The organism is Streptomyces sp. NPDC050211 (genome assembly GCF_040656035.1).
In the GTDB taxonomy this organism is placed as follows: Bacteria; Actinomycetota; Actinomycetes; order Streptomycetales; family Streptomycetaceae; genus Streptomyces.
This window is the reverse complement of the sequence record NZ_JBFALC010000036.1, coordinates 1-19,163: the sequence shown is the minus strand read 5'-3', so window position 1 is coordinate 19,163 and position 19,163 is coordinate 1. Positions and strand designations below refer to the sequence as shown.

Annotated in this window: 13 protein-coding genes; 5 read left to right on the top strand and 8 right to left on the bottom strand. The window is 70.4% G+C overall.

Going from position 1 to position 19,163, the window contains the following annotated elements:
• Window positions 1-97: 97 nt before the first annotated feature.
• Window positions 98-1,981, top strand: a complete 1,884-nt coding sequence (locus tag AB0I98_RS29955; protein WP_362947495.1) for a LamG-like jellyroll fold domain-containing protein — start codon at window positions 98-100, stop codon at window positions 1,979-1,981.
• A 54-nt stretch (window positions 1,982-2,035) separates the two neighbouring features.
• On the opposite strand, the gene AB0I98_RS29950 is transcribed toward AB0I98_RS29955, so the two are convergent.
• Entirely contained in the window at window positions 2,036-4,501 is a 2,466-nt protein-coding gene (locus tag AB0I98_RS29950; protein WP_362947492.1) for a SpoIIE family protein phosphatase, read from the bottom strand.
• 150 nt (window positions 4,502-4,651) lie between these two features.
• Between AB0I98_RS29950 and AB0I98_RS29945 the strand changes: the two genes are divergently transcribed.
• On the top strand, window positions 4,652-6,718 hold the full coding sequence (locus AB0I98_RS29945; protein ID WP_362947489.1) for a SpoIIE family protein phosphatase: 2,067 nt from the start codon (window positions 4,652-4,654) through the stop codon (window positions 6,716-6,718).
• A gap of 159 nt (window positions 6,719-6,877) precedes the next feature.
• A complete protein-coding gene (locus tag AB0I98_RS29940; RefSeq protein WP_362947486.1) occupies window positions 6,878-9,061 on the top strand; it encodes an MMPL family transporter in 2,184 nt (727 codons plus the stop codon).
• Between the two features lie 124 nt (window positions 9,062-9,185).
• On the opposite strand, the gene AB0I98_RS29935 is transcribed toward AB0I98_RS29940, so the two are convergent.
• The 5 genes from AB0I98_RS29935 to glyA are packed head-to-tail and all read right to left on the bottom strand — an operon-like array spanning window position 9,186 to window position 15,440.
• Window positions 9,186-9,806 (bottom strand): sarcosine oxidase subunit gamma family protein, encoded by a 621-nt coding sequence (locus AB0I98_RS29935; protein ID WP_362947483.1) that lies wholly within the window; start codon window positions 9,804-9,806, stop codon window positions 9,186-9,188.
• Complete coding sequence (locus AB0I98_RS29930; protein WP_362947480.1) at window positions 9,799-12,615, bottom strand: sarcosine oxidase subunit alpha family protein; 2,817 nt, start codon at window positions 12,613-12,615, stop codon at window positions 9,799-9,801. The genes AB0I98_RS29935 and AB0I98_RS29930 overlap by 8 nt, the downstream gene beginning before the upstream one ends.
• Entirely contained in the window at window positions 12,612-12,908 is a 297-nt protein-coding gene (locus tag AB0I98_RS29925; protein ID WP_362947477.1) for a sarcosine oxidase subunit delta, read from the bottom strand. The genes AB0I98_RS29930 and AB0I98_RS29925 overlap by 4 nt, the downstream gene beginning before the upstream one ends.
• Window positions 12,909-12,918: 10 nt before the next feature.
• Complete coding sequence (locus tag AB0I98_RS29920) at window positions 12,919-14,139, bottom strand: sarcosine oxidase subunit beta family protein (RefSeq protein WP_328504541.1); 1,221 nt, start codon at window positions 14,137-14,139, stop codon at window positions 12,919-12,921.
• Window positions 14,136-15,440 carry a serine hydroxymethyltransferase gene (glyA, locus tag AB0I98_RS29915; protein WP_362947475.1) on the bottom strand — a complete coding sequence of 435 codons (1,305 nt, stop codon included), beginning with the start codon at window positions 15,438-15,440 and terminating at the stop codon, window positions 14,136-14,138. Before glyA ends, AB0I98_RS29920 begins: the two co-directional genes overlap by 4 nt.
• Before the next feature lie 95 nt (window positions 15,441-15,535).
• On the opposite strand from glyA, the gene AB0I98_RS29910 reads away from it, so the two are divergent.
• A complete protein-coding gene (locus tag AB0I98_RS29910) occupies window positions 15,536-16,201 on the top strand; it encodes a GntR family transcriptional regulator (RefSeq protein WP_362947472.1) in 666 nt (221 codons plus the stop codon).
• Window positions 16,202-16,356: 155 nt separating this feature from the next.
• On the opposite strand, the gene AB0I98_RS29905 is transcribed toward AB0I98_RS29910, so the two are convergent.
• The gene (locus AB0I98_RS29905; protein ID WP_362947469.1) at window positions 16,357-17,082 is read right to left on the bottom strand and encodes a DUF6766 family protein; all 726 of its coding nucleotides are present in this window, start codon (window positions 17,080-17,082) and stop codon (window positions 16,357-16,359) included.
• 87 nt (window positions 17,083-17,169) lie between these two features.
• Entirely contained in the window at window positions 17,170-17,580 is a 411-nt protein-coding gene (locus AB0I98_RS29900; RefSeq protein WP_362947467.1) for a hypothetical protein, read from the bottom strand.
• A gap of 371 nt (window positions 17,581-17,951) precedes the next feature.
• Here AB0I98_RS29900 and AB0I98_RS29895 point away from each other — a divergent pair.
• Window positions 17,952-19,163 (top strand): ATP-binding protein (locus AB0I98_RS29895; protein ID WP_362947465.1); only part of this gene is annotated, 1,212 nt, incomplete at its 3' end.

Genomic DNA, 19,163 nt, shown 5'->3' with positions numbered 1-19,163 from the left:
CGCGAACAGAATTCGGCGTTCAGCTTCTTGCCATGACATGGTCACAAGTGGTCAGCAGTGTGCCTTCCTACCCCAACGGTCGTCATCTGGAGGGCACATGAGCACGGACGGGCACCAACACCGGCTGGACAGACGCGGACTGCTGCAGGCCGCGGTCGTGATCCCCGCGGCCGGCGCCGTGGTCACCGCGGCCGAGGCGCGCCCGGCGCACGCGGACTCGGCCGCCCGCGGCAGCGGACGGTCCCACTTCGACACCGAGAGCCCGCGGTTCGCGCTCGCGGTGCTTCCCGACACGCAGTATCTCTTCGACGCCGACAGCTCCGACCCGGCGCCCCTGCGTGCCACGTTCCACTATCTCGCCGCCGAGCGGGAGGAGGCGAACATCGCCTTCATGACCCACCTCGGTGATGTCACGGAGCACGGCACCGAGCAGGAAATAGCGCTCGCCGCCGACACGTTCAGGGCGATCCACGGCAAGGTGCCCTACAGCGTCCTGGCCGGGAACCACGACATCCGCTCCTCCACGGACGACCAGCGCGGCGACTCCGCGTACCTCGCGGCGTTCGGTCCTAGGCGCTACGCGTCGATGCCGACCTTCCGTGGCGCGTCGCCGGACGGCTACAACAGCTACCACGTGCTGCGCGCGGCGGGCCGCCCGTGGCTGATCCTGGCCCTGGACTGGCGGGTCTCGGACAAGGGCCTGCGCTGGGCGCAGGGTGTTCTGGACGCGCATCCGACGCTCCCCGTCATCCTGACCACGCATGACCTCGTCTGGTCGGACGACGACGGCGAGGCCCAGCTGTCGGACAACGGCAGGCGCCTGTGGGACGGTCTCATCCGCGGCAACGACCAGATCTTCCTGGCGTTGGGCGGCCACTACTGGCCGCCCGGGCGGACGGTTCTGACCAACGACTCTGACAACGATGTCCACCTTCACATCACCAACTACCAGGACCGCTACTACGGCGGCGCCGGCATGATCCGCACCTACGCCTTCGACCTCGCCCGCGGTGTCATCGACGTCGAGACCTTCTCGCCGTGGTTCCTCGCCCGCGACCCGGAGAAGCGGTCACCGCTGGAGGCGGAGACGATCGAACTGACCGGCCCCACCGACCGGTTCAGCCTGGACATCGACTTCGACAAGCGCTTCAAGGGCTTCGCCCCGACTCCCGCGCCGAAGCCGCGTCCGGCCTCCGCGGTCATGCCTCGCGGCACGGTCGCGTACTGGCGCTTCGACGCGTCCGGGACGTCCGCCGCCGGAACGCCGGGCGCCCCCGTGGCCGACGGAGCGGTCGTACGCGATCTCACGGGCAATGGCAACGATCTGACCGTCAGCCGCCTGCACTCCAGTGGACCCGACGCGCTGACCTGGTCCCCCGACCATCACCCCGGCCAGCCGGCGCATGCCAGCCTCCGCTTCGACGGCGGCAAGAGCCCGGACCGCGGTGCCATCCTGACGACCGCCGCGCGCGCCGCCGTGAACAGCGCGAAGTTCGCCCACGGCTACACCATCGAGACGCACATCATGTTGCCCGAGCCCTTCGAGGGCGACCACAGCTGGATGGGCATCCTGAGCTGGGAGGGCCGCAACGGCGACGCGGGCAAGACCACGGGCTGGTCCCCGCTGGAGCCCACCTGCAGTCTCAATCTGTCTCCGGAGCGGTTTCTCCAGTTCGTCGTCTACCCCTACAAGCAGGACGCCGACCCGACGTCGTGGAGCCACGCCGTGCCGGTCGGCCGCTGGATGCACATCGCCCTCGTCAATGACGGCCGGCGGACGGTGATGTACGTGGACGGCTCGAAGATCGCCCGCAATCCCACGCAGCCGTCGACGGGCATCACCACGCTCGGCAAGCCCTTCGTCATCGGCGCCACGCAGTTCGACGAGCGGTTCGGGCAGGGCTTCTACGGATGGATCGGCGACACCCGCATCGTCAACAGGCCCCTGTCCACAGGGGACTTCCTGACGCCGTTCGACTGAGCGGCGTACGACCGCCACGTCCCGGGCCGGACGGGACGTGGCGGTCCGTACCGTTCACGGGATCTCCTGCTCCGCCCAGATGATCTTCCCGTCGGCCGTGTACCGGGCGCCCCAGCGATGGGTGAGCTGGGCCACCAGGAAGAGACCGCGGCCGCCTTCGTCCATACTCCGGGCGTGTCTCAGCCGCGGGGCGGTGCTGCTGGCGTCGGCGACCTCGCAGGTGAGGCGGGCGTCGCGGAGCAGTCGTAGCCGAATGGGCGGTGCGGCGTGGCGGATCGCGTTGGTGACCAGTTCGCTCACGATGAGCTCGGTCGTCATGGCCAGGTCCGCCAGCCCCCACTCCTCCACCCGGCGGGTCGCCCGCGCCCGGATGTCGGCGACCGCGGCCGGGTCCGCGGGTACATCCCACGAGGCGACATGGTCGGCGCCCAAGCCGTGGGTGCGGGCCAGGAGAAGGGCGATGTCGTCGGGTTGGGGCACGGGTACGAGCTGCCGCACCGCGGAGGAACAGAGCGTCGTGAGATCGGAGGCCGAACGGGCCAGCGTGTCGCCGAGTCGGAACATGCCCCGCTCCATGTCTCGGTCGGCACCCTCGACGAGGCCGTCCGTGTAGAGGCCGAGCAGGCTGTTCTCGGCGAGTTCGATCTCGGCGGCCTCGAACGCCAGTCCGCCCAGCCCGAGCGGAGGCCCGGCGGGCAGCTCGGGGAAGGAGACCTGGCCGTCGGGGGTGATGACGACTGGCGGTGGATGGCCGGCCCGGGCCATCGTGCAGCGCCTTCGCACCGGGTCGTAGACGGCGTACAGGCAGGTTGCCCCGAGGAAGGCGGTCGCGCTCTGTAGGGCCGCCTCGTCGTCGGTCTCCGGTTCGCTCAGCCGGAGCACCAGGTCGTCGAGGTGCGCCAGCAGTTCGTCGGGAGGCATCTCCATGTCGGCGAGGGTCTGCACCGCGGTGCGCAGCCGGCCCATGGTCGCCGCCGCGGTGATGCCGTGCCCGACCACATCGCCGACGACGAGGGCCACGCGGGCGCCGGACAGCGGAATCACGTCGAACCAGTCGCCGCCGACCCCGCCCGTCGGGTCGGCCGGCTGGTAGAAGGAGGCCACCTCCAGCGCGGTTCCGCCCGTCAGGGCCTGGGGCAGCAGACTGCGCTGCAGCGTGACCGCCGCCGTGTGCTCGCGGGTGTAGCGGCGGGCGTTGTCGACGCAGAGCGCGGCCCGTGCCACCAGCTCCCGGGCCAGCAGGACGTCGTCGGGCTGGAACGAGACGGGATTGAGCGACCGTATGAACGTGGTCAGGCCCAGGGCGGTGTTCCGCGCGTGCATCGGCACGGAGATGAGGGAATGCAGCCCGAACTCACGGATGCTCGCCGCTCGCGCGGGCTGCTCGGCCATCCAGACGTCGTCGGACGGGTCGAGGACCGGGATGAGGATCGGCTCGCCGTCGATGAAGAGACGCGCGTCGTGCGACGGGGGCAGGAAGTCCACCCTCTCCCCGACCCGCGCCACGGCCTCGGGGCAGCCCTCTCGCACCGAGCTCAGTCCAGCCCGTCGCATCCTCGGCGTGGCGGGTGCCGGGCCCGCGTCGGTCAGCCACGCCCCGTGCCCCTCGGTGCTGAGGACGGGCTCCAGAAGGTCTACGACGACGAAGTCCGCGAAGCGGGGAACGGCGAAGTCGGCCAGTTCCTGTGCCGTCCGCAGCACGTCGAGCGTGGTGCCGATGCGCGTTCCGGCCTCGTTGACCATCGACAGGAGCTGGCGGGCGTTCCATCGCTCGGTCACGTCCAGGACCATGTAGCAGACCCCGGTGACGGAGTTCTCGGCGTCCACCAGCGGGAAGAAGGACGTCGAGTAGGCGTGCTGGCGGTGGGGATCGGCCCAGCTCCATCCCACGTACTCGTAGTCGGTCACCGGGACGCCGGTCGTCAGCACCTTGCGCATCAGCCCCTCGATGGTCTCCGCCTGCAGGCCGGGCAACAGGTCGCTCAGCCGGCGGCCCAGCCGCTGCTCCCGGGGCACGCCGCCGAAGCGTTCCAGCGTGTCGTTGAGCCAGACGTAGCGCAGCTCGGTGTCCATGACCGCCATGCCGACCGGCGAGCGGGTCAGGAATCCGTCGAGGACGGACTGGCCGACCGTCCATTGCGGCCGCTGCTCCCGCGCCGAGAGCAGGAAGCACTCGTCCTCGCCGATGCGGAAGGACGCGGAGACGCGCAGGTCGACGTCGAGGGACCGGCCGTCTCGGTGCCGTACGGGGATGAGACCGCTCCACCCCATTCCGGCGCGGCAGCGGTCCGCGATGCCGGCGACACGTGCCGGGTCCCCGGGCATCGCCAGCAGCCTCGCGGCGGAGCCGCCGACCACCTCCCCAGCCGGGTAGCCGAGGAGTTCTTCGGCGCCCCGGGTCCAGCCGATCACGACGCCGTCGGCCGCTACGACCGCCGCCGCGTCGGTGGACGCGTCGAGCAGGTCGCGCGGCCCCGCCGGTGTCGGCTGCTCATCGGAACCATTTCGCGCAGAATCCATGGGGCTCACCCTCTACACGACTATGTTCCTGCTCGCCCGCCCGATGCGCACGGCCCCGGCCGGGGGCAGCATGGAAGTGCCGGTCGCTGGTACCCGGTATGGCCGGCACAGGTCGGTACGTCCTGCCGGCCGCTGGAGGAGGGCCGAGGGATGACAGCCGATTCCTTCCCGTCCGACGGTGACGAGTACCGCCCCGAGCCGCCCCGGCCGACCGGCCTGCTGGATGTCCTGAGCGTGGCCGCGGTGGTCGTCGACGCCGATGGGCGCATCGTGTTCTGGACCCCGCAGGCGGAGGAGCTCTTCGGCTACACCTCCGATGAGGCTCTCGGCACGTACGCGGCGCGGCTGTTCATCCACCCCGAACACCTCGAGGTCGTGGCGAAGCTGTTCTCGGACGTACTGGAGACCGGCCGGAGCTGGGCGGGCGCCTTCCCCGTCCGGCTCAAGGACGGCAGCACCCGTCTGACGGAGTTCCGCAACATGCGGCTGCTGGACGATCTCGGAGACGTCTACGCGCTGGGCATCGCGGCCGACCACAGCCTGCTCCAGCGCGTCGAGACCGATCTGGCCCTGTGCGAGCGGCTGATCAACCAGTCCCCCATCGGGCTGGCGCTGATGGACCCCGACTTGCGGTATCTCCTGGTCAACCCGGCGCTGGAGCGCATCGACGGCATTCCCGCCGAGGACCACCTCGGCCGGACGCTGCGGGAGACCCTGCCCCTGCCCGACATCGACACGATCGAGTCCGCGCTGCGTCAGGTGCTCACCACGGGCACTCCGCTGCTCGACCAGTACCACGTGGGCCGTCCCCCGGCCGATCCGGAGCACGAGCACGCCTGGTCCCTCTCGTTCTACCGGCTGGAGGACCCCGGCGGCCGGGTCCTGGGGGCGGCCACCTCGGTCGTCGACGTCACCGAACGGCACCGCGCGGCCGCCGAGGCCGACCGGGCCCGGCGGCGCCTGGCCCTCATCGCCGACGCCTCGACGCGCGTCGGCACGAGTCTGGAGGTGGAGCAGACCGCCCGGGAGCTGGCGGAGGTCGCCACGGGGACGCTCGCGGACGTGGTCGCCGTGGACGTCCTCGACTCGGCGCTGGCCTGCCGGCGTATCCGCAGAACCGACAACAGCCCGGAGTACTTCCGCGCTCTCGCCCTCAAAGCGGCCCACCCCACGGTGGCTCTGCGCGCAGCCGACCCTCCCGGCGACCTCGCCGCCTACGACGGCGACCGGCTGGTCACCCTGTGCGTCCACACCGGGCGGCCGATCCTCGTCTCCCATGTCGGCGACCAGGATCTGCCGCGCATCGCCCGCGACGCCGAAGCCGCCGCGCTGCTGTCGCAGGCCGGCGTCCACTCCTATCTGGCGGTGCCGTTGATCGCCCACGGCGAGGTGCTCGGTGCGCTCGATCTCAAGCGCACCAGCAATCCGCTGCCCTTCGCCGCGGACGATGTCGTCCTCGCCTGTGAGCTGGCCGGCCGTGCCGCCGTGGCGATCGACAACGCCCGCTGGTTCCAGAGCGTGCGCAACACCGCCCTCACTCTCCAGCGCAGCCTGCTGCCCGACCATCCGCCGCACCACACCGGGCTGGAACTCGCCTCCCGCTACCAGCCCGCCCAGGCCACCAGCGAGGTCGGCGGCGACTGGTACGACGTCATCCCCCTCAGCGACGACAAGACCGCCCTGGTCGTGGGCGACGTCATGGGCAACGGCATCGACGCCGCCGCCACCATGGGCCGGCTGCGCACCGCCACCTGCGCCTACGCGGACCTCGACCTCGCTCCCGGCGCCGTGCTCCAGCACCTGGACAAGATCACCTGCGACCTGGAGCACTACATCGTCACCTGCCTCTACGCCGTGTACGACCCGCGGACCAGGCAGTGCCTCATCGCCAACGCGGGCCATATGCCCCCGGCGCTGGCCGGCCCCGGACACGCCCCCGCACTCCTCGATCTGCCCTCGGGGGCCCCGCTCGGGGTCGGCGGCATCCCCTTCGAGGCCACCACGGTCGATCTGAGCCCCGGCGATCTGCTGGTCCTCTACACCGACGGCCTCGTCGAGACCCGCCACCACCCGATCGACGAACGCCTGAACGTCCTTCTCAGCTTCCTCGACGAATCACACCGCCCGCTCGAGGAGACGTGCGACCTCCTGCTGTACGGCCTGCGCACCTCCGACGACCACGACGACGTCGCCCTTCTGGTGGCCCGGGCCCTGTGATCGGACCCTCTTGACGTACGGAACCCCTTCGGTCACTACGATTGAGAGCCTCAGACAACCATTCGACCGGCTCGGTCGGTGCGGGCCGGTCGAGGTCGCCGATGCCAGGGTCCGCTCCCCGGGCTGCGGTGATCTTCCTTCCCAGGAGGACCCTCCCGCATGTTCCGACGTATTGGCAGCGCTGTCGTCCGACATCCCGTCTGGACGATCGTGGCATGGCTGATCGCGGCGGTGGCCATCGTGGCCACCGCCCCGAGCCTGCCGTCCACCAGCGACGAGAGCAGTTTCCTGCCCAAGAGTTACGAGTCCATCAAAGCCGCAGACCTCCAGGAGAAGGCGTTCCCCAGCGCCTTCACTCCCTCCGCGATCGCGCTCTACCAGCGCACCGACGGCGGCAAGTTGACCGCCGCCGACCAGCAGGACGTCGCCCGGATCACCACCGAGCTGGGCAGGAAGAACATCGACCAGGTGCAGAAGGTCGTCCCCGGCCAGCCGTCCGAGGACGGCAGGTACGCCCTGACGCTGGTTCAGATGGACAGCAAGAACGCCGGCACGCCCAAACAGGCCGACGCGGCAAAGGTGTTGCGCGAGGACGTCAAGAAACTCGCCCAAGGCACCGATCTGGAAGTCAAACTCGGCGGCTCCGCAGCACAGGCCCTGGATCAGCAGGACTCGTCCCAACGCGGCGAGGCGCTGATCGGCATCGGCACCTTCGTCATCATCCTGGTGACCCTGCTGATCATCTTCCGGGCACCGATCCTGGCCGTGCTCCCCCTGATCCTGATCGGCGTGGTGTCCGCGATCGCCAACGGGCTGATCGCGTACGCCACCAAGCTGTTCGATCTGCAGGCCAACAGCTCGATCTCGTCGATCCTGATCGTCGTGCTCTTCGGCGTGGGCACGGACTACTTCCTCTTCCTGATGTTCCGTTACCGCGAACGCCTGCGCGCCGGTGACGAGTCCAAGCAGGCCATGGTCAACGCGGTGGCCCGGGTCGGTGAGGCCATCGCCTCGGCCGCCGGGGCGGTCATCATCGCCTTCCTCGCGCTGGTGCTGTCCACACTGGGCTTCCTCAAACAGATGGGGCCGGCGCTGGCCATCGCCGTGGCCGCCACCCTGGTCGCGGGCCTGACCCTGATCCCGGCCGTGGTCTCGCTCATCGGACCGAAGGTCTTCTGGCCCTCCAATTCCTGGCAACAGGAGCCGGAGAACGCCCGTTTCGCCGCCCTCGGCCGGAGCGTGCAGCGCCGCCCCGCGCTGACCGCCGTGGTGTCCGGTCTCGTCCTGCTCGTGCTGTCGCTGGGTACGTTCGGCTACAAGGCGACGTTCGACCTGGCCTCGGGCTCCATGCCCAAGACCAAGGAGTCCATGGTCGTCCAGGACGAGATGCAGAAGGCGTACTCGGCCGGTGCCGCCGCGCCGACCGACGTCTACCTGTCCAGCACCGACGGCGAGTCACTCGACAAGTCCGCCTTCGACGCGTACGCGCAGAAGCTCGGTGCCGTGGACGGCGTCGCGAGTGCCCGTATGACGCAGGTGAACAAGGAGGGCACCACCGCGGACTTCACCGTCACGCTCCAGTACGAGGCGTCGACGGACAAGGCGATCGACGCGGTGAGCCGGGTACGGGATGTCGCGCACTCCGACGCGCCCGAGGGCACCGAGGCTCTGGTCGGCGGTATGTCCTCCATCTACAAGGACATCGACACCGCGGTCAACCACGACTACCGGACGGTCTTCCCCGTCGCCGCGTTGCTGATCATGGTCATCCTGGGGCTGCTGCTGCGCAGCGTGGTCGCCCCCTGGTATCTGATCGCGTCGGTGGGGCTCGGATTCGGCGCCACCCTGGGTGCGACGGTGTGGATCTTCCAGGACGGGGCGGGGCATTCGGGCCTGATGTTCATGCTTCCGGTGATCATGTATCTCTTCGTGGTCGCCATCGGCACCGACTACAACATCCTCATGATCGCCCGGCTCCGCGAGGAGGCACGCGAGGGCCGCGAACCGCGCGAGGCGGCCAGCATGGCGATCAAACACGCCGGTCCGACCGTGGCCGCGGCGGGTGTCATCCTCGCGGCGACCTTCGCCACGATGATGCTGGCGGGCAACTCCCTGCTCACGGAGATGGGTTTCGCCGTCTCCTTCGGCATCACGATCGCCGCGTTCGTCATGTCGATGTTCTTCACCCCGAGTCTCACCGCGCTGATCGGCCACGCGGCGTGGTGGCCGGGGCATGGGGACCGGGCGGAACCGACGGCCGACGCGGGCGCTGGCACGGCACGCATGACCTCCGGTGCGGAACGGGAGGCGGCGGCTAACGATCCGGCGGGGCGCCGGCGCTAAGCGCTCCGCGAGCATGGCCGTCGCTCGTCTGCGGGTCCGTCGTGGCTGGTCGCGCCCACGCGGCGGAGCCGCATATCGATACAGCCCCGCGCCCCTTCGGAGCGCGGGTGAACCGCGGCCGACTTCAGGGCACCTCCGGGCCGTCGTACTCGCTCATCGCGTCGATGAGCCAGCGGGCCAGGTAGTCGGCGAACGAGGAGCGCGGGAACAGGCGGTACGTGGGTGCGTCGTCGACCTGCCAGAGCAGCGCCGCGACCGGTCCCACTGTGGTCGACAGCGCCCGGCCGGGTCCGAAGACGCGGGGGTGCAGGTCCAGCGGGCAGCCCTTCTCCAGCACTTGGCGGGCGGCTGGGCCGGTCAGTTCCAGCGTGGTGCGGTTCGCCGAGACGTCCACGACCGAGCCCGGGGCCCCGCCGAGCGCCTCCTTCAACTCGGCGGCCAGGGCAGTCGCGTCGGCCTGGGACAGGACGAGCCACTCGTCCGGGCCGAGCCATACGATCGTGTGGGCGGCGGATGAGGTGGTGTCTCCGCACTGCCGCGGGAGCGGCGCACCCAGGGCCTCTTCGATGCGGTCGGCCGCTTCGGAAGCTGGGGCGACGCGCAGGTTCACCATCGTGAGGAACGGCCGCTCTGTCAGCGCGACAGCGCGGGCGCCGGTGACCGTGGCGGCGTGCATCCGGTCTTCCAGGTGGGTCAGGGGGCTGCGGCGCACGCACACCGGGCCGGACTCGGTCAGCTCAGCCATCTCGCTTGGTCCCTTCGGGGTCGTAGAGGACGAAGTCGGCCACCTCGACGGGCACGAGGTCCTCGCCCACGGGGGCGAGCAGGGTCTCGCCGATCCTCGAACGCCCGTCGGCGACGAGGGCTAGGGCGAAGGGGCGGCCGAGGGCCGGGCTGTGGTAGCTGGAGGTGACGTGGCCGAGCATCGGCACGGGCACCGTCTCCAAGGAGATGTCCGGCGCGACGAGTTGGGTGCCTTCCGGCAGCCGGGTCGTGCGGTCGCTCGGCAGCAGGCCGACGAGTTGCTTGCGGTCGGTGCGGGAGGTGTCGGCGCGGGCGTAGGACCGCTTGCCGATGAAGTCCTTCTGCTTCGAGACCACCCAGGACATGCCCGCGTCCTGCGGGGTGACGGTGCCGTCGGTGTCCTGGCCGACGATGATGTAGCCCTTCTCGGCCCGCAGGACGTGCATGGTCTCAGTGCCGTACGGGGTGATGCCGTACGGCCGGCCGATCGCGTACACCTCCTCCCAGACCTCCAGGCCGTACCACGCGGAGACGTTGATCTCGTAGGCCAGTTCGCCGGAGAAGGAGATCCGGCAGATGCGGGCCGGGATGCCGGAGGCCAGGGTGGTCTCGCGGAAGGCCATGAAGGGGAAGGCCTCGGCGGACAGGTCGACGTCGGGCGCGAGCTGCGCGACGACCTCGCGCGACTGCGGGCCGACGACGGCGATCGTCGCCCACTGCTCCGTCACCGAGGTGCAGTACACGTCGAGTTCGGGCCACTCGGTCTGCAGCCACTCCTCCAGCCAGTCCAGAACGTTGGCTGCGCCGCCGGTCGTCGTGGTCATGAAGTAGCGGTTGTCGTCGAGGCGCAGGGTCACGCCGTCGTCGAAGATCATGCCGTCCGGCTTGCACATCACGCCGTAGCGGGCGTGGCCGGGCTTCAGCTTCTTGAAGGCGTTGGTGTAGACGCGGTTGAGGAACTCGCCCGCGTCCGCGCCCCAGATCTCGATCTTGCCGAGGGTGGAGGCGTCCATGAACGCCACGCCCTCACGGGCCGCACGGCACTCGCGGGCCACGGCCGCGTCCATGTCCTCGCCCGGCTGAGGGTAGTACCAGGGGCGCTTCCACTGACCGACGTCCTCGAACATGGCGCCTTGAGCGACGTGCCAGGCGTGGATGGAGGTGGTCCGCTCCGGGTCGAACAGCTCACCGCGCTCACGCCCGGCCAGGGCGGCGAACGCCACCGGTGCGTACGGCGCCCGGTAGGCCGTCGTGCCGATTTCTCCCAGTGAACCGCCCAGCACCTCGGCGATCACACCGATCGCGTTGACGCCGGACGTCTTGCCCTGGTCGTTGGCGGTGCCGAGCGAGGTGTAGCGCTTGACGTGCTCGACGCCGCGCATGCCGGCGCCGGTGGAGCGCCAGACGTCGGCGACGGTGACATCGCGCTGGAGGTCGACGAAGTGGGTGTCCCAGCTGTCGTCAGTGCCCGGCACGAGCCACAGGGCGCGCACCTCAGGACGCATCTCCTCGTACGACGCCGTCGGCACCGGCACGGGGAATCCGGCCGCCGTCGCCGCCAGCGCACCGGCTCGCGCCCCCTCGGCCACGCATCCGCCGAGCGAGTACGTCCCGCGCGCCGCACCGACGACGTGTTGGTCCCGCACGTTCCCGTCGGGCACGAAGGCGACCAACTCGGAGTCCCAGCGCAGCCGCCCCTGGCGCTGGCTGTGCAGGTGCACCACCGGGCTCCAGCCGCCGGAGACGGCGAGCAGGTCGCACGCGAAGGACTCGGCCACACCGGTGAGTCGGCCGTCCGCATCAAGGCCCTGGACCGCGACCGAGGTGATCCGTCCCTGGCCCGCCGTGTCGACGACCGCGCTGCCCGTCAGGACCCGTACGCCGGTGGCCGCGGCGACCTCGGTGGCCCGCTCGGACAGCTCGGGGCGTGCGTCCACGACAACGCTCACCGCGACACCCGCGGCGTGCAGGTCGGCGACCGTGTCGTAGGCGCTGTCGTTGTTCGTGCTCACCACGACCCGGGAACCCGCCGCCACGCCATACCGGTTGAGGTAGGTACGGACGGCACCGGCGAGCATCACCCCGGGCCGGTCGTTGCCCGCGAAGACCAGCGGACGCTCATGCGCGCCGGTCGCCAGAACCACCTGGCGGGCGCGGATGTGCCACAGCCGCTGCCGCGAGACGCCGGCGGGGGCGTCGGCTCCGAGATGGTCGGTGCGCCGTTGCAGCGCCAGCACGTAGTTGTCGTCGTACGACCCGAAAGCTGTGGTCCGATGCAGTACGACGGCCTCGGGCGCCGCGTCGAACGCCGCGCGCATTTCGGTGGCCCCCTCCCAGTCACCGGACTCCGGCTGCTCGTCGATGAGGATCACGCGGGCGCCGGACTCGGCGGCAGCGGCGGCTGCCGCTAGCCCGGCCGGGCCGGCGCCGACGACCAGGACGTCGGTGTGGACGTACTTCTTGTCGTAGACGGCGGGGTCGGGGGTCGGGTCCAGTCGGCCCATGCCGGAGAGCGTGGTGGCGGACAGTCCGTCGTACAGCTCGACGGTGGTCGCGGGCAGCATGCCCTCGGAGCACGAACCGTCGATCTGCAACAGGGCGTTGGGCTCTTCGACACCCGCGGCGACGATGCCGCGCGGGCGGCCGCGGTAGAGCGAGGGGGCGACCTCGACGATGCCGTTCGCCAGCATCGCGGAGGCGACGGTGTCACCGGGGTGCCCGGTCAACTCCCGTCCGTCGACGGTGAATCTCAGCACGGTGCCGCGGTCGATGCGACCTCCGTGCCGGAGCCGGAAGTGCTGGTCGGTCATCGGTTCCCTCCGGCCTGGGGCAGTTCGGGGCGGGGCTCGTCGACCCGGTAGGAGGCGAGCACCTCGTAACTGGCGGTGTCCCGCAGGACGTTGAACCAGCGGCGGCAGCCGGTGCTGTGCATCCAGCGCTCGGCGAAGGGGCCCTTGGGGTTGTCGCGGTAGAAGACGTACTCGGCCCACTGTTCGTCGGTGAGGTCGGCGGGGGTCTCGGGGTAGGGGACGTGGGCCTGTCCCCCGTAGTGGTACTCGGTCTCGTCACGCGGACCGCACCATGGGCAGCTGATCAGCAGCACAGTGTTCTCCTCAGTGGGCCACGGCCGCGGCGCCGTGCTCGTCGATCAACGCGCCCGTCGTGAAGCGTTCGAGGGCGAAGGGGGCGTTCAGCGGATGCGGTTCGCCGGTGGCGAGGGTGTGCGCGAAGGTCCAGCCGGCGGCCGGGGTGGCCTTGAATCCGCCGGTGCCCCAGCCGCAGTTGACGTAGAGGTTCTCCACGGGGGTGCTGCCGATGATCGGGGACGCGTCCGGGGTGACGTCGACGATGCCGCCCCAGGTTCGCAGGACGTGCGCGCGGGCGAAGATCGGGAACAGCTCGACGGCGGCGGCCATCTGCTGCTCGATCACGTGGAAGGAGCCGCGCTGCCCGTAGCCGTTGTACGAGTCGACGCCCGCGCCCATCACCAGCTCGCCCTTGTGGGCCTGGGAGACGTAGACGTGGACGTGGTTCGACATGACGACGGTGGGGTGCACCGGTTCGTGCAGTTCGGAGACCAGAGCCTGCAGCGGGTGCGACTGCACCGGCAGCCGTACGCCCGCCCGCTCGGCCAGCACGCTGCTGTGCCCGGCCGCCGCGAGACCGACCCGCCCGGCGAGGATGCGGCCGCGGTTGGTCTCGACGCCCACGACGCGGTCGCCGTCCTTGAGGAAGCCGGTGACCTCGCAGCCCTGGATCAGGTCCACGCCCAGCTCGTCGGCGCGGCGGGCCAGCGCCCAGGCGACGTGGTCGTGCTTGGCGATGCCGGCCCGCGGCTGGAAGGTGCCGCCGAGGACCGGATAGCGGGTCCGGGACGAGACGTTGAGGATGGGGCAGACCTTGGCGACCTCGTCCGGCTCGAGCCACTGGGCGTCGACTCCGTTGAGGCGGTTGGCGCCCACGCGGCGCATGCCCTCGCGGACGTCCTGGAGGGTGTGCGCCAGGTTGAGCACGCCGCGCTGGCTGAACAGGAAGTCGTAGTCCAGTTCCTCCGGGAGCTGCTCCCACAGCTTGAGCGCGTGTTCGTAGATCGCCGCGCTCTCGTCCCACAGGTAGTTGGAGCGGATGATCGTGGTGTTGCGGGCCATGTTGCCGCCCGCGAGCCAGCCCTTTTCCAGGACGGCGACGTTGGTGATGCCGTGGTTCTTGGCGAGGTAGTAGGCGGTGGCCAGGCCGTGGCCGCCCCCGCCGACGATGACGACGTCGTACGAGGAGCGCGGCTCGGGGTTGCGCCAGAGGAAGTCCGGGTGCTCCGGCAGCGGCTCGGCGGTCATGCCGCGGCTCCGTTCAGGTGGGGGTAGAGGGGGAAGGCGGCGGCGAGTTTCCCGACCCGGGCACGCAGTTCGTCATCGGGCTGCTCGCCCTTCAGGGCCTGGGCGATGATGTCGGCGACCTCCCGGAACTCCGTGCCGCCGAAGCCTCGGGTGGCGAGGGCCGGGGTGCCGATCCGCAGGCCCGAGGAGACCATCGGCGGGCGGGGGTCGAAGGGCACCGCGTTGCGGTTGACGGTGATGCCGACGCGGTGCAGCCGGTCCTCGGCCTGCTGCCCGTCCAGCTCGGAGTTGCGCAGGTCGACGAGGACCAGGTGGACCTCGGTACCGCCGGTCAGCACGGTGATCCCGGCCTCGGCCACGTCGTCGGCCAACAGCCGGCCGGCGAGGATCCGCGCGCCGTGCAGCGTGCGCTGCTGGCGCTCCGTGAACTCCTCCCCCGCGGCCACCTTGAAGGCCACCGCCTTGGCCGCGATGACGTGTTCCAGCGGTCCGCCCTGCTGTCCCGGGAAGACCGCGGAGTTGATCTTCTTGGCGAGGCCGGCCCGGCTGAGGATCACCCCGCCGCGCGGGCCGCCGAGCGTCTTGTGCGTAGTGGTCGTGACGACGTCGGCGTACGGCACCGGGCTCGGGTGCAGGCCCGCGGCCACCAGACCGGCGAAGTGCGCCATGTCCACCAGCAGATACGCGCCCACCGCGTCGGCGATCCGCCGGAACTCGGCGAAGTCCAGGTGGCGGGGGTAGGCCGACCAGCCGGCGACGATCATCTTGGGCCGGTGGGCGAGCGCGAGCTGCTCCACCTCGTCCATGTCGATGCGCATGTCCGACGTGCGCACGTGGTACGGCACGACGTTGTAGAGCTTGCCGGAGTAGTTGAGGCGCATGCCGTGGGTCAGGTGGCCGCCGTGCGCGAGGTCGAGGCCGAGGATCGTGTCGCCGGGGTTCAGCAGCGCGAACATGGCCGCCGCGTTGGCCTGGGCGCCCGAGTGCGGCTGTACGTTCGCGGCCTCGGCGCCGAAGAGTTCCTTGACGCGGGTGATGGCCAACTGCTCGATGACGTCGACGTGTTCACAGCCGCCGTAGTAGCGACGGCCGGGGTAGCCCTCGGCGTACTTGTTGGTCAGGACCGAGCCCTGGGCCTCCATGACGGCGGCCGGGGCGAAGTTCTCCGAGGCGATCATCTCGAGGGTCGACTGCTGGCGGTTCAGCTCGGCGTCCACCGCGGCGGCGACATCCGGGTCGAGTGCGCTGAGCGGGAGGGAGAGGGGGGAGGTGACCGTGGTGGTCGACGGGGTCGTTGCCATCTGTGCACCATCCTGAGCGTCAACTAAAGAGCAACTGATATATCAGCCTGTGCGGTAAGGTATGGGAGCTCGCCGGACAGGTCAAGGGGGCATTGATGCAGCAGCTGGCGACCGAGCCCACGGGTGAGGAGCTGTCCCTCGCCGAACGCGCCTACCGCGCCATCCGCGACCGGCTCGTGATGCTGGAGATCCGCCCGGGCGCGCCGATCAACGAGGACCAGCTGGGGCAGTCCCTCGGCGTCGGCCGGACGCCGGTGCGCGAGGCGCTCAAGCGGCTCCAGTACGAGCGCCTGATCACGACCTACCCCCGGCGCGGCACCTTCGCCACCGACGTCAACATCACGGACCTGGCGCATATCTCCGAGGTGCGCCAGGAACTGGAGCCCCTGGCCGCCGCACAGGCCGCGCGGCGGGCCACGGCCGCGGACCGGGCGACCCTGACGGCCGCACTGCGGGAGCTGGAGAGCGTGGATTCCCGTCGGCAGGACGCCGCCGAGCTGATGCGCCTGGACCTTCAGGTGCACCGCGCCATCTATGCCGCCACGCACAACCCGTACCTGGAGGACACCCTCGTCCGCCACGACAACCTGGCCACCCGCATCTGGTGCCTGTTCATCGACCGCCTGCCCGACATGGCCGGCCACGTCGAGGAACACGGACCGCTGATCGAGTCGATCGTCACCGGCGACCCCGACAAGGCGTCAGAGCTGGCCCGCAGTCACGTCGTGGGCTTCGAACGGGCCATTCGCGACGCCATCTGACTTTGGGGCCGCCGGCTCGATTCAGGAGTGCCGCGACCAGGGCTCTGGCAATGCCAAGAGGGGCAGCACTGCGAGGGGGCGGGGGGACGCCCGCCGCGACCTGGGGCGCGGCGCGCATGGACTTGCTGACGCCGCCCTTCCCGGCCCCGGTGCACTCAGCCTTCGACGCCGGTGGCGGAGTGGGACGCCCCGACGGGCTTGGACTCCGGTGAACCTCGTTGTCTCAGGTAAATGGTGAGGACGGCCATGGAGCCGACGGCGAGAAGCTCGGACTGCCAGTTCTGCAGGGTGCGGTCCCAGAAGTCCGCGGAGGAGAGGTACTCGGCCCAGGACATGGGGGCCTGGAGTTGGCGCAATTGCTGTTCGTTGTAGGCGGCGACACCCGTGACGGACTGGGCCAGCCAGGACAGCAGGAAGATGGTTGCCATGACCAGGCCCAGCGAGCGGGAGAAGATCACGCCGCGCCAGTCCGTGGCCGCGGCCCAGCGCGGGGATTCGTCCGTGGCGTGTTCGCCGGTCATCTGTCCCTCGTCCGACTCGGTGCCCGCCCTGTCGAGTTCCTTGGACTCCGGTGAACCGCGCTGCACCAGCCAGACGGTGGCGAAGATGTAGAGGAAGAACTGCAGATACTCGGACTGCCAGTTCTCGGTGACGTCGACGGCGAAGTCCGACGTGGTCACGTAGGCGCCGAAGCTGATGGGTGCCATGCCGTCGGTCCGGAGCTGGTTGTTGAACGCCGCGTGCCCCACCACGGCCTGGCCGGCCAGGGCGAGCAGGAACGTGCCCATGAAGAACAGGCCGAGACTGTTGTGGCGGAGGAACCGCCGCGCACGGTGCGGGGCCGCGGTGGTGCCGTTGCCGGGCGCCGGTTCCGTATTCATCGGCGCATCAGTCCCAAGGCCATGAAGTAGGCCAGGCCGAGAGCGATCACCAGGAGCGTCCCCACGAACATCGTCCTCATGGTCTTCTCACCCGCCCTTGATCTCGCACTGGTACGGCTGCTGGGGCCGGGGCCGACATCCGGCGGCGGTCACCTTCCAGCCCTCGGGGAAACGGGCCAGGAAGACGGTGTCGTGCTCCAGCACCACCCGGGCCTGGAGGCCGTACACGTCCACCTGCCGTACGGCACCGGCCACGGGAAGCTCTTCCTCACCGATCGCCCGCTCGCACCGGCTCTTGGCCGACTGCTCCAGTTCCTGCCTGGTGGAGGGCGCGAGCGCCGCGCACAGATCCCGGTACTGCTCGGCGTCCAGCGCCCGCTCGAAACGGGTGACGTCGGCGGTGACGCGCTCACGCCGCTCGGCGGGTGTGCCGCACGAGCCGACGGTGACGGCGACCACCACCGCCGCGATGCCTGAGGCGTACCACCGTCCTGGCATCCCGCCTCCCTGCGATCCCGGCCGGGCCGCCCAGCCCACCACGCGCGCAGCGCGTACGGCTCAGGGGACACCCACCCGTTCGCGCCCGCAACCGGAGCCGGCCCGATCGTGCGGCTCTTGACGATCTCGGTCACATCGGCGTACGTGGTCCGCCGGTCGGCTGGAAAGGCGGCGCGCTCCAGGCTGCATCGCCCGCACCGCCGTATGAGATACAAGCGCCGTATGAGATACGAACAGAAAACGGCCCCTTTCGGAACGATGTTTCGATCGACCGTGCGAGACGGGTCGATGACGGTGTGTACTGTGCAACGAGTGCCTGGTCCACGGGCCTCGGACCCTCCCCTGCCCGACTTCGCATGGAAACCGATTCGATGATCGAACTACCGGACCTGGTGGCCGGCGGTCTCGCCCTCGGCACACTGTCCGCGCTCGCCCTCCTCGGCGGGCTGCTGCGATCCCGGCGTCAACAGGCCGCGCAGCGTGAGGAGATCGCCCGATTACGTGCCCAACTCGACGGCGCTCCCCTGGCGTTCACCTCCGAGGTCGAGCATCTCGCGGCACGCCGCGTGCCAGCCGCCGAACGGCAACTGGCGCATCCGCACGTCGTGGTGCCGGGGCCGCTGAATCCGCAGATCGCCGGTACGCCGTTCGGTGTCGCGATGGAGCACGTGCTGAAGGGACTGCGCAAGGAGTTGGCGGCGCAGCGCACCCGGATCGACGCGGCGGCGCAGGCCGGGATGCGCGGCGTCACGCGGGAGATCCAGGCGGGCCTGTACCGGCTCCAGGACGCCCTGCGCGGGCTGCAACAGCGGTACGACGACCCGGAGTTGGCGCAGACGCTGTTCCAACTGGACCACGAGAACGAGCAGTCGCTGCGGCGGGCGCAGGTCGCCGCGGTCGTGTGCGGCGCCTGGGTCGGACTGGCCCGCGAGGAGTCGCACCTGGTGGAGGCGGTGACGGGTGGTCAGGCCCGGCTGGCGGGCTATCACCGGGTCCGGGTCCACAACCACCTGGAGGCGGGCACCGCCCTGGTGTCCCACGCGGTCGAGCCGGTCGCCATCATCGTCGCCGAACTCCTCGACAACGCCCTGCGCCACTCCGCGCCCGACACCGACGTCACGGTCAGCCTGGAACATGTCCATCACGGCGTCTGCGTCACCATCGACGACGCCGGTCTCGGCATGACGCAGGACGAACGGGCCCGCGCCCAGCGGATGGTGGCCGGTACCGAGCCGATCCTGCTCACCGACCTCGGTGACCCGCCGCGCATGGGACTCGCCGCGATCGGCCGGCTGACCCGGCAGTTCGACCTGAGCGTGGACCTCTCCTCGCCCTCCCCGTACGGCGGCGTACGCGCGGTGCTGCTCGTCAACAGCCATCTACTCAGCCGTATCGACCCCGCCGCCCAGCCGCCTGCGGCCAGCGCCCCGCGCTCGACGCGCAAGAAGGTGCCCGCCGCCGTTCACAGTTACGGCAGCGAACAGGACGAGGAGGCCGCCGGGTCCGGTCACCACAGCCCGCGGGATGCCGGCGGCCTGCCGCAGCGCCGACGCCGTACCCGGGCCGCCGCCGCACCGGCCGAT

Coding starts and splice junctions, on each gene's coding strand:
- AB0I98_RS29955 (WP_362947495.1), top strand. CDS start 98: ATGAGCACGGACGGGCACCAACACCGGCTGGACAGACGCGGACTGCTG.
- AB0I98_RS29950 (WP_362947492.1), bottom strand. CDS start 4,501: ATGGATTCTGCGCGAAATGGTTCCGATGAGCAGCCGACACCGGCGGGG.
- AB0I98_RS29945 (WP_362947489.1), top strand. CDS start 4,652: ATGACAGCCGATTCCTTCCCGTCCGACGGTGACGAGTACCGCCCCGAG.
- AB0I98_RS29940 (WP_362947486.1), top strand. CDS start 6,878: ATGTTCCGACGTATTGGCAGCGCTGTCGTCCGACATCCCGTCTGGACG.
- AB0I98_RS29935 (WP_362947483.1), bottom strand. CDS start 9,806: ATGGCTGAGCTGACCGAGTCCGGCCCGGTGTGCGTGCGCCGCAGCCCC.
- AB0I98_RS29930 (WP_362947480.1), bottom strand. CDS start 12,615: ATGACCGACCAGCACTTCCGGCTCCGGCACGGAGGTCGCATCGACCGC.
- AB0I98_RS29920 (WP_328504541.1), bottom strand. CDS start 14,139: ATGACCGCCGAGCCGCTGCCGGAGCACCCGGACTTCCTCTGGCGCAAC.
- glyA (WP_362947475.1), bottom strand. CDS start 15,440: ATGGCAACGACCCCGTCGACCACCACGGTCACCTCCCCCCTCTCCCTC.
- AB0I98_RS29910 (WP_362947472.1), top strand. CDS start 15,536: ATGCAGCAGCTGGCGACCGAGCCCACGGGTGAGGAGCTGTCCCTCGCC.
- AB0I98_RS29905 (WP_362947469.1), bottom strand. CDS start 17,082: ATGAATACGGAACCGGCGCCCGGCAACGGCACCACCGCGGCCCCGCAC.
- AB0I98_RS29900 (WP_362947467.1), bottom strand. CDS start 17,580: ATGCCAGGACGGTGGTACGCCTCAGGCATCGCGGCGGTGGTGGTCGCC.